The organism is Proteus sp. fly-1008 (assembly GCF_040140305.1).
Lineage (GTDB): Bacteria > Pseudomonadota > Gammaproteobacteria > Enterobacterales > Enterobacteriaceae > Proteus > Proteus vulgaris_B.
The window spans coordinates 144,604-155,503 of the sequence record NZ_JBEEWH010000002.1; the positions used below are offsets into that span (position 1 = coordinate 144,604).

General features: G+C 40.4%; 11 protein-coding genes. 1 reads left to right on the forward strand and 10 read right to left on the reverse strand.

Annotated elements, in window-relative coordinates:
* Window positions 1–48: 48 nt before the first annotated feature.
* The 10 genes from thiL to queA form a co-directional block, all read right to left on the reverse strand.
* A complete protein-coding gene (gene thiL, locus ABN256_RS05255) occupies window positions 49–1,032 on the reverse strand; it encodes a thiamine-phosphate kinase (RefSeq protein ID WP_340895167.1) in 984 nt (327 codons plus the stop codon).
* 103 nt (window positions 1,033–1,135) lie between these two features.
* Complete coding sequence (nusB, locus tag ABN256_RS05260) at window positions 1,136–1,552, reverse strand: transcription antitermination factor NusB (RefSeq protein ID WP_072069408.1); 417 nt, start codon at window positions 1,550–1,552, stop codon at window positions 1,136–1,138.
* A gap of 28 nt (window positions 1,553–1,580) precedes the next feature.
* On the reverse strand, window positions 1,581–2,051 hold the full coding sequence (gene ribH / locus ABN256_RS05265; RefSeq protein WP_036932916.1) for a 6,7-dimethyl-8-ribityllumazine synthase: 471 nt from the start codon (window positions 2,049–2,051) through the stop codon (window positions 1,581–1,583).
* Window positions 2,052–2,263: 212 nt separating this feature from the next.
* Window positions 2,264–3,418 (reverse strand): bifunctional diaminohydroxyphosphoribosylaminopyrimidine deaminase/5-amino-6-(5-phosphoribosylamino)uracil reductase RibD, encoded by a 1,155-nt coding sequence (ribD, locus tag ABN256_RS05270; protein ID WP_196553536.1) that lies wholly within the window; start codon window positions 3,416–3,418, stop codon window positions 2,264–2,266.
* Between the two features lie 70 nt (window positions 3,419–3,488).
* Window positions 3,489–3,938, reverse strand: coding sequence for a transcriptional regulator NrdR (gene nrdR, locus ABN256_RS05275; protein ID WP_006535128.1), 450 nt, complete (start codon window positions 3,936–3,938; stop codon window positions 3,489–3,491).
* A 116-nt stretch (window positions 3,939–4,054) separates the two neighbouring features.
* Entirely contained in the window at window positions 4,055–5,023 is a 969-nt protein-coding gene (gene secF, locus ABN256_RS05280) for a protein translocase subunit SecF (RefSeq protein ID WP_196553535.1), read from the reverse strand.
* A 10-nt stretch (window positions 5,024–5,033) separates the two neighbouring features.
* The gene (gene secD / locus ABN256_RS05285) at window positions 5,034–6,881 is read right to left on the reverse strand and encodes a protein translocase subunit SecD (RefSeq protein ID WP_115350476.1); all 1,848 of its coding nucleotides are present in this window, start codon (window positions 6,879–6,881) and stop codon (window positions 5,034–5,036) included.
* Between the two features lie 32 nt (window positions 6,882–6,913).
* Window positions 6,914–7,249 carry a preprotein translocase subunit YajC gene (gene yajC, locus ABN256_RS05290; RefSeq protein ID WP_006535133.1) on the reverse strand — a complete coding sequence of 112 codons (336 nt, stop codon included), beginning with the start codon at window positions 7,247–7,249 and terminating at the stop codon, window positions 6,914–6,916.
* A gap of 85 nt (window positions 7,250–7,334) precedes the next feature.
* Window positions 7,335–8,477 (reverse strand): tRNA guanosine(34) transglycosylase Tgt, encoded by a 1,143-nt coding sequence (gene tgt / locus ABN256_RS05295; RefSeq protein WP_349439245.1) that lies wholly within the window; start codon window positions 8,475–8,477, stop codon window positions 7,335–7,337.
* Between the two features lie 183 nt (window positions 8,478–8,660).
* The gene (gene queA / locus ABN256_RS05300) at window positions 8,661–9,734 is read right to left on the reverse strand and encodes a tRNA preQ1(34) S-adenosylmethionine ribosyltransferase-isomerase QueA (RefSeq protein WP_197269545.1); all 1,074 of its coding nucleotides are present in this window, start codon (window positions 9,732–9,734) and stop codon (window positions 8,661–8,663) included.
* Window positions 9,735–9,841: 107 nt separating this feature from the next.
* Between queA and ABN256_RS05305 the strand changes: the two genes are divergently transcribed.
* On the forward strand, window positions 9,842–10,429 hold the full coding sequence (locus tag ABN256_RS05305; RefSeq protein WP_072069478.1) for an acyl carrier protein phosphodiesterase: 588 nt from the start codon (window positions 9,842–9,844) through the stop codon (window positions 10,427–10,429).
* The last annotated feature ends 471 nt before the right edge of the window (window positions 10,430–10,900 follow it).

Genomic DNA, 10,900 nt, shown 5'->3' on the forward strand with positions numbered 1-10,900 from the left:
CAGATATTTTAAAAGGCGCTTAATTAGCGCCTTTTTGTTTAGGTAAGATTATTCATTACTCTCACTAAAATGATCAAACCCTTTCAGATTAGGGTGGACATCTTTACCATCACGTAAATAACGAATACCTTCAGCAATCGGCATAATTTGCCCTATGCAATGAAAATCAGCACCAGTATGTGCTAACGCGATTTCAAGTGCGCCTCGATTAATTTCAGGTACAGTAAAACATAATTCATAATCTTCACCACCACTTAACGCCCAAATTTCGGCCTGCTCTGGACTGACGGCTTCTTTCATTGCATCAGAGTACGGTAGAGCATCTAAATTTAAGCGCGCACCACAACCACTTGCGGTGAGAATATGATTCAAGTCTGAAATAAGTCCATCAGAAATATCAATTGCTGAAGTTGCTAAATGACGTAATGCCTGACCTTGTAATAAACGTGGTTGAGGGCGCAAATGTCTAGCGACAAAATAATCACTGTGCTCTTTTCTCGTTGGCTGTAATCTATTTTGTAGTACAGCAAGTCCCGCTGCACTATCGCCTAAAAAGCCAGTAACATAAATCCAGTCACCAATTTTAGCACCAGAACGCAATAATGCCGTTCCTTGAGGAACCAGTCCTTGGATTGTGATTGTTAAACTTAAAGGGCCACGCGTTGTATCACCACCAATTAACTGAATGGCGTAATAATCGGCTAAAGCAAAGAAAGAACGGCTAAAAGCTTCAAGCCAATCACAATTTGTCTCAGGAAGTGTTAAAGCAAGTGATGCCCATGAAGGATCAGCCCCCACGGCAGCTAAATCACTAATATTTACAGCCAGCGCTTTATAGGCTAAATCTTCAGGTGAGATAGAAGGAAGGAAATGAATGCCACTAACTAAAGTATCGGTACTAATCGCAACTTGCTGCTTTTCAGGTACTGTCAATATTGCGCAGTCATCCCCAATTCCTGTACTAACATCTTTGCGTTTTACAGGCTGTGAAGTGAAATATTGTTTGATAAGGGAGAATTCACCACAAGGCATTATCAATTTCCTATTTAGCTGTGCCGACTAAACTCGTTTTATTAAACAAAAGGCCGGAAATACCGGCCTTGAATTATTTACCATAGAGGAAACGTGAAAAACGTTATTTTTTACGTCGTACTGTTGGTGCCGCTTTATCAAGCACGCCATTAACAAATTTATGGCTATCGTCAGCACCAAATACCTTAGCAAGTTCAATCGCTTCGTTAATCGCAACTTTGTAAGGAACATCTTCGCGGAAGCTTAGTTCAAACATTGCTAAACGTAAAATTGCTTTTTCAACTTGACCAAGCTCTTCAAGTTGGCGGGATAAATAAGGCTCCATTGCCTTATCTAAACGTGCTGCATTAATGGCAACACCCACTAAAAGCTCACGAAAATAAGCAATATCTACACCTTGGGTATCCTGCTCGGATAAAAACTCCAATTCCACATCCGCGATGTCATTTCCGGATAATTGCCATGAGTAGATAGCCTGAACAGCACACTCACGAGCACGACGACGAGCAGCAGGTTTCACAAAATTCCCCTTTAGTTAAAACAGATGATTAGCCTTTTATGGCTTTAAGTACATTGATCATTTCAAGTGCTGTCATTGCAGCTTCAGCACCTTTGTTGCCCGCTTTGGTTCCAGCGCGTTCAATAGCCTGCTCAATATTTTCAGTGGTTAAAACACCAAAGGTCACAGGGATCTCACTTTGCATTGCAACTTGAGATAAACCAGAGCTACATTCGCCAGCAACGTATTCAAAATGTGCGGTTCCACCACGGATAACAGTACCTAACGCGATAACTGCATCATATTTGTCGCTTTCAGCTAAAGCTTTAACTGTTAACGGTAGCTCGTAAGCACCAGGAACCCAAACGACGGTAATATTTTCAGAGGAAACTTGTCCAATACGTTCTAATGCATCAACAGCACCTTCTAATAAGCTGTCGTTGATGAAATTATTAAAACGGGCAATTGCAATTGCTACGCGTGCGTTTGGCGCCGCGACAACACCTTTGATTACGTTCATAGGTTACCTTTTTCTCCTATCCGCGGGGCGCGGATTTTATCATATTCTTTCCCTTACTGCGCTCTGTTTTATTATCACACAGCAAAGGAGCCAAAAACCCTTGATAAATCAAGGCATTTAGTTGGCTGATAACGATGTCGTAACGACAGGAAATAACACACACGGCGCTATTTTACTACAAATAGCGCCGTAGACACACTTATTTGCGTCTATTAATAACGAGGTTTTAAACAAACTCTGATATCAGAACCAATCTGTTGAAGAGAATCTACTGTAAATTCAGGTGCTTCGGATAATGATGAAAGGGGAGACAGTGCAAATAAACCTCGAGCATCATTCCCTAAAATTTTAGGTGCGATATAAATAATAAGTTCATCAACAAGTCCGGCTTCCAATAAGGCTCCTGCAAAACGTGCCCCACTTTCAACCCATACACTGTTAATATTACGTCGCCCTAATTGCATCATTAGCAACACTAAATCTACGCCACTGTTTTTACCATTCGTTGGTAATAGGATTTCTGAAATATTACCTTGCCAATCACTTGACTGTGATTTCGTGCGTGCTAACCAGCATTCGCCTTCAATTTGTGTGATTTTATGATTTTCAGTAACCCGATTTTGGCTATCAGTGATAATACGAATAGGTTGGCGTAGTGTTTCTTTAGGATAAATAGCTTTAATTTCTTCTGAAAGCTCATCCCAACGCACATTCATGGAGGGATCATCTGCTAATACTGTCTCACTAGTAGTTAAAATAGCACTTGCTTGGGCTCTGAAATTTTGTACGTCTCGACGGGATGCTTTAGAGGTTATCCATTGGCTTTCGCCTGATGCTAATGCTGTTTTACCATCTAAAGAAGCTGCTAATTTTAGTTGGATGTATGGAAAGCCAGTTCTCATACGTTTAAAAAAGCCAACGTTGAGTTTCTCGGCTTCTTGCATTAATACACCATGTGAAACATCGATGCCCGCAGATAATAATTTGTGTAATCCTCGTCCGGCGACTTGAGGATTAGGATCTTGCATAGCAGCAACAACACGTTTTACCCCTGCATTAATCAAAGCATCAGCGCAAGGTGGTGTTTTACCGAAATGGCTACAAGGCTCAAGCGTAACATAAGCTGTCGCCCCTTTTGCTTTATCACCTGCCATTTTCAACGCATTAACTTCTGCATGTGGGCCACCAGCATGATGATGATAACCTTCACCAACAATGTCGCCTTCTTTAACAATCACACAGCCTACATTCGGATTAGGAGATGTTGTAAAGCGACCTAGTGCGGCAAGCTCAATAGCTCGACGCATGTAGTCTTCATCGTTCAGGCTTTCATTTTCGTATTGGTTGTCGCTGTTGTTATTTGTCATAATTATTACGTTTAATTTTATTATTTATCGTTATTTTTCAAATCATTAAATAAAATACGGTATTAATGTATTAATCCTGTAATTTTGCGATTTCTTCACCAAAATCACGGATATCCTCAAAACTACGATAAACAGAAGCAAAGCGAATATAAGCCACTTTATCGAGTTTCTTTAGTTGTTCCATTACAAAATTGCCAATTTCTTTTGAAGGTATTTCTCTTTCACCAGTTGCTCTTAATTGTGATTTGATATGGCTAATCGCAGCTTCGACATCATCCGAACTAACAGGACGCTTTTCTAATGCTTTAAGCATGCCTCGACGAAGTTTTTCTTCATCAAAAGGCTCTCGTATTTCGTCACTTTTCACAACACGAGGCATCACTAACTCTGCTACTTCAAAGGTAGTAAAACGTTCATGACAAACAAGACATTGGCGACGACGGCGCACTTGTGAACCATCACCAACAAGTCTGGAATCAATTACCTTGGTATCTACGGCTCCACAAAATGGGCAATGCATAGTTATTCCTACTTTTGATAATACTCATAAACAGTGTACCTGTTCAGTGAACAAAAAACACCCTGTCAGTATACACTGGCAGGGTGTTTGCGATGTTTTATCAGAAAAACGCTCTACTATGGTAAGAGTGTTGTCTGATCTGCACCCTCTTTTTCCACTTTTTGTACAATCAAGTGTTCACGTTTCATTCCCATTTTCAGTGCTAATGCAGAAGCCACATAAATAGAAGAAATAGTACCGATAGAAACACCGATTAACATAACTAAAGAGAAGCCTTGAAGCATTGAACCACCAAAGATATACAGCATTAATACAACCAATAATGTCGTTGCTGATGTCATAATGGTACGGCTTAATGTCTGTGTCAGAGAAACGTTCATAATTTCATATGAAGTCCCTCGACGAATTTTACGGAAATTCTCACGAATACGGTCTGATACAACGATACTATCGTTCAGTGAGTAACCGATAACAGACATCAATGATGCCACAATGGTTAAATCAACCTCTATGTGGAACAGTGAAAGCACACCCAGCGTAATAACCACGTCATGCGCAAGTGCAATAACCGCACCTAACGCCAAACGCCATTCAAAACGGAATCCAACATAGATAAGAATACAGATAAGTGCTGATAATAACGCCATTGCACCTGTTTGAGCCAATTCACTACCCACACTTGGCCCAACAAATTCAATACGTTTTACCTCTGCGTCGTTATCAACTTTAGCATTGATAACATCAATAACTTTCTTACCTAATTCTTGGCCTGCCTGTCCTTCAACAGGAGGCATACGCACCATAATATCGCGACTGCTACCAAAGTTTTGTAACAGAGGATCTTTGAAGCCTGCTGCATCTAGGCTATCACGCATTTTATCAAGGTCAGCTGGTTGACTGAGATTGATCTCAATTACCGTTCCCCCTGTAAAATCCAATCCCCAGTTAAATCCTTTCACGGAAATGATAGCAATTGACGCTACCAAAAGCAGAAACGAAATACTAAAGGCGACGTTGTCCCAACGCATAAAGTCAATGACTCTACGACCATGGTTTAATTGTTCAACAGTATAATCCTGTGCCACAACGTGCTCCTTAAATAGACAGTTTCTTAACGCGTTTACCACCATACAGCAGGTTTACAATCGCACGAGTACCGACGATAGCGGTAAACATGGAGGTTGCAACCCCGATAGCGGTGGTGATAGCAAAGCCTTTAATTGAGCCGGTACCGACTGCATAAAGGATCACCGCTGTGATCAGTGTGGTTAAGTTCGCATCAATAATACTGGAGAAGGCGCCTTTATAACCTTCATGGATTGCTTGTTGTACTGATCGACCATTACGTAACTCTTCTTTGATACGTTCGTTTATCAGTACGTTGGCATCGACGGCGACAGCAAGTGTTAATACGATACCCGCAATACCTGGCATGGTGAGTGTTGCGCCCGGTAATAGTGACATTACCCCAACGATTAACACCAAGTTTGCCATTAATGCCGTACTCGCAATCACACCAAATTTACGATAATAAATTATCATAAAGGCAACAGATGCAATTAGACCCCATAAACACGCCTCTAAACCTTGGGTAATATTTTGCAGACCCAAAGTTGGCCCAATTGTTCTTTCTTCAACGATTTGAATAGGTGCAATCAACGCACCAGCACGTAATAACAGTGATAACTGACGTGCTTCATTCGCATTCGAAATACCTGTAATACGGAAGCTATTCCCTAAACGACTTTGAATGTTCGCAACGTTGATAACTTCTTCGCTTTTCACCAATACTGCGCGATCGTTCTCATCACGTTTACCGCTGTCTTTATACTCTACGAAAAGAGTAGCCATCGGCTTACCGACATTATCTTTCGTAAAGTTAGACATGATAGAACCACCGGCGCTATCAAGTGAAATATTCACTTGAGGTTGACCATATTCATCAGCCTGAGAGGTTGAGTCAGTAATGTGGTCACCCGTTAGAATAACGCGTTTATAAAGAATGGTTGGCATGCCATCACGGGTGTATTTCACTTCTGAATCACCTGGAATACGGCCAGTTTCTAAAGCAGAAGGATCAACGCTGGTATTCACTAAACGGAATTCTAATGTTGCTGTTGCACCTAAAATTTCTTTAGCACGTGCGGTATCTTGGATACCCGGTAATTCAACAACAATTCGGTCAGCGCCTTGGCGTTGAACTAATGGCTCAGCAACCCCTAACTGGTTAACACGATTACGTAAGATTGTAATGTTTTGCTGTACCGCATAAGTACGCGCATCACGTAAACGTTCATCAGTAAAAATAGCTCTTAATGAGTTATTAGCACCGTCTCTAAAAATGAGATCTTGGTTACGGCGAGTCAGGTAATCTGAAGCTTTTGAGCGATCATCCGAGTTACGAAAACGGATTTCAACACCATAGTTATCCGTTTTACGGATAGAAGAATACGGAATGCCTTCGTCACGTAATAATGTACGCAGACTTTCAACATTTTGTTCTTGAAGTTTACCTAGCGCAGTTTCCATATCAACTTCCATTAGGAAGTGAACACCACCACGTAAGTCTAACCCTAGTTTCATCGGTTCACCGCCAATGGCTTCTAGCCACTTTGGTGTTGCCGGTGCAAGGTTAAGCGCAACAATGAACTGGTCGCCTAATGCAGGCAACAACACTTCACGAGCGCGTAATTGAATGTCAGGGTTACCGAAACGAGCCAAGATTGCACCATTTTCAAGTGCAATAGATTTCGCTTCAATGTTTTCTTTATCTAATAAAGATCGAACTTGATCCAGTGTTTGCTCATTGGCGGCGGTTCCCCGCGCGCCAGTGATTTGAACAGCCGGATCCTCACCATATAGGTTAGGAAGTGCGTAAAGCAGACCGATGAGGATAGCGGCTATCAACATCAGGTACTTCCACAAAGGATAACGGTTTAGCACGGCAGTTCCCTTTTCCCTTTGGGGAAATGTAATTAAATAGCTTTCATTGTGCCTTTAGGTAATACAGCGGCAACAAAGTCACGTTTGATAGTTACTTCAGTTGTTTCATTCAGAGCAACAACGATATAGCCGTTATCTGAAACCTTAACAACACGACCGATTAAACCACCCGTTGTTAAAACTTCATCACCTTTACCGATAGAATCCATCAGTTTACGATGTTCTTTAGTACGTTTTTGCTGTGGACGTAGGATCATAAAATAGAAAATCAGAATAAAGATCACTAACATCGGTAAAATAGACATAAAGCTAGCTTCAGGTGCTGCTTGTCCAGCAGAAGCAACAGCATCAGAAATGAAAAAACTCATTCACTTTTCCTCATTGTTGTCGATATCGACGATATTCAAGTTATAAGCCCAATATCATACACAGAATTGGGCTTTCTCGTATACATTAATCACATTTACTCGCACTGCCGTTTAGCGGTGGTACGGGTTTTCCAATACGTTCGTAGAATTCGTGTACAAACTCTTCAAAACGCGAGTCTTCAATAGACTGACGAATTTCAGCCATCAAACGCTGATAATAACGCAAATTGTGGATAGTGTTCAGCCTTGCACCTAAAATTTCGTTACAACGATCAAGATGATGCAAATAGGCACGACTATAATTTTTACAGGTATAGCAGTCACAATGTTCATCTAATGTTGATGTATCTGAACGATGTTTTGCATTACGAATTTTAATCACACCATCAGTGACAAACAGATGACCATTTCGTGCATTTCGTGTAGGCATAACGCAGTCAAACATATCAATACCGCGACGCACACCTTCAACTAAATCTTCTGGTTTACCAACACCCATTAAATAACGCGGTTTATTCGCAGGAATTTGAGGGCAAACATGCTCTAAAATACGATGCATATCTTCTTTAGGTTCACCGACTGCAAGGCCGCCGACAGCGTAACCGTCAAATCCAATCTCGACTAGCCCTTTTACGGAGATATCACGTAAATCTTCGTAAATACCGCCTTGAATAATACCGAATAATGAATTTTTGTTATTGAGTTCATCAAAGCGTTCACGACTACGTTTGGCCCAACGTAATGACATTTCCATTGAATTTTTTGCATAATCCCAATCTGAAGGGTAAGGCGTACATTCATCAAAAATCATCACAATGTCAGAACCCAAATCGTATTGGATTTCCATTGATTTTTCTGGGCTTAAGAAAATCTTTTCGCCGTTAATTGGGTTACGAAAGTGAACACCTTCTTCTTTAATTTTACGCATTGCGCCTAAACTAAAGACTTGGAAACCACCTGAATCCGTTAAGATAGGGCCTTGCCATTGCATAAAATCATGTAAATCACCATGTAATTTCATGATTTCTTGGCCTGGGCGTAACCATAAGTGGAAGGTATTACCTAAAAGAATTTGTGCGCCTGTCGCTTTTACTTCTTCAGGCGTCATTCCTTTTACAGTACCGTAAGTACCCACGGGCATAAATGCAGGTGTTTCAACAATACCACGTTCAAAAATAAGGCGACCACGACGAGCATTACCGTCGGTTTTATCTAGTTCGTATTTCACTCATCCTCCAAGCATCAGAAAAACAGTCCAATGCGTAATAAAAAACAGCACATTCTAATCATTTGTTAGACGGCTGTATATGTTACTTCAACAAAAACCCATGCTTAGTCGAAGGGATTAAGCCATAAAATTGAAATAACACTTCATAAAATGAAGAAAATCGTTAAAAAGAATAATAAATCTTTATTCTTGTCCGACTTTTTCATTGATAGCTAAAGGATTATGCGTAATAAACATCGCATCACCATAGCTGAAAAAACGATACTCTTGCTCAACAGCTTCTTTATAAGCATTCATGGTATTTTTATACCCAGCAAAAGCAGAAACCAGCATGATTAATGTTGATTCTGGTAAATGGAAATTAGTTATCAACGCATCAATAACTTGGTATTGGTAACCTGGATAAATAAAGATTTGAGTATCATCAAAGAAAGGAGCAATTAACGCATCGTTTGTTGCTTTTGCTGCACTTTCTAATGAGCGAACAGAAGTTGTACCTACAGCAATTACGCGATTACCGCGTGCTTTACACGCTAATACAGCATCAACCACGTCTTGTGGCACTTCTGCGTATTCAGAATGCATTGTGTGTTCTTCAATATTATCAACACGTACAGGTTGGAAAGTTCCCGCGCCAACATGCAGTGTCACAAATGCCATCTCAACCCCTTTTTCTTTTAAGGCTTGAAGTAATGGTTCATCAAAGTGTAACCCCGCAGTAGGAGCCGCAACGGCACCCGGACGCTCGTTATAAACTGTTTGATAAAGCTCTTTATCTGATTCTTCATCAGGACGATCAATATAAGGAGGTAAAGGCATATGCCCAATGCTATTTAGGATGGTGAGAATATCTCTTTCATCATCAAAGCGAATTTCAAAAAGCGTATCATGACGCGCAACCATAGTTGCTTGTACACTTTCATCCTCGCCTAACACAAGAGCAGCGCCTTCTTTCGGCGATTTAGAGGCTCTAACATGGGCAAGTACACGATGCTCATCGAGCATACGCTCAACTAGCACTTCGATTTTACCGCCAGACGCTTTACGTCCATAAATACGCGCAGGGATCACGCGAGTATTGTTAAAAACCAGCAGATCACCGGCATTTATTTTATCTAACACATCGGTAAAAATACCGTGTGATAAAGCACCAGTCTCACCGTCTAAAGAGAGCAAACGACAACCACTGCGTTGAGGTTGTGGGTAGTGAGCAATCAAGGCTTCTGGCAATTCAAATGTAAAGTCTGATACACGCATAATTAAACGACTACTTTCATAAAAAACAGGCGGACTAGTCTAGTGCTGCCTGCTTATCAGTGCAACAAAGAAGCCCTTTTTTATTCAAAAAGCGCTATGATGATGCAATGAATTATCTCGCTCACCTACATCTGGCCTTTAGAGCAAAAAGCTCTCTATTAGGTAATATGATGGCAGATTACGTCAAAGGCACGCCTAGCTCTGATTACAGCCAAGCTGTTATTGAGGGCATTCGTATGCATAGACGCATCGATATGCTCACTGACACTCACCCGTTAGTTAAACAAGCACGTCTGTTATTTCCTGCTGAATATCGTCGAGTCGCTCCTATAACCTTAGATGTCTTTTGGGATCATTTTCTCTCCTTAAATTGGTCTCAATTCGAACCAGACATGTCTTTAACTGATTTTGTCACTAAAACACGAAACATTATTGAGCCAGATTTATGGCAAACACCTGAAAAATTTCAAGAACTCAACGAATATTTGTGGTCACAATCTTGGTTAATTCGTTACGCTGATAAAACGTACATTGCTCAAACATTGAAAGGAATGGCAAGAAGAAGACCACGGTTAAGTGCACTAGCCGGTTCTTATATTGCACTTGAAACCCATTATGATGAATTAAGTGAGATTTTCTGGCAATTTTATCCACAATTGCTAGAAAGAGCACAGCATCATCAACTGGATAACTGATACATTTAACCGCTATATTGAATTTCATCTTTTTGTCACATTGTAGGATTACATTTGATATATCAAAGAGATGCTAAGTCAATTTATCATATTATTCGTAACGATTTGTTAACAAGCATAGTATTCATTTTCAAAGTTGATTAGAATGAATGGTTATACAAGGAGTCATAAATAATCCTACTTTGTTGTATTAAGTTAATAGCTATAATCTATCAAATAGATTGTTCTGTTTGACTTTATCGATAGCGATTGATTATTTATGCTATAAGCATCATTTAAAAGCAGAGTATGCACTCTGAATTTATTCTAAATAGTTCGAGGTGTAGCTAGGCGACAAGTGAACGAGTCGCTAGGCGCATGCAAAAGTATGTGACTAGTGCGAGTGAAAGCAGTCAACAACACTACAACTTGAAATATGACGAGATTCTTACTCTAAATAGTTCGAGGTGTAGCTAGGCGACAAGTAAATGA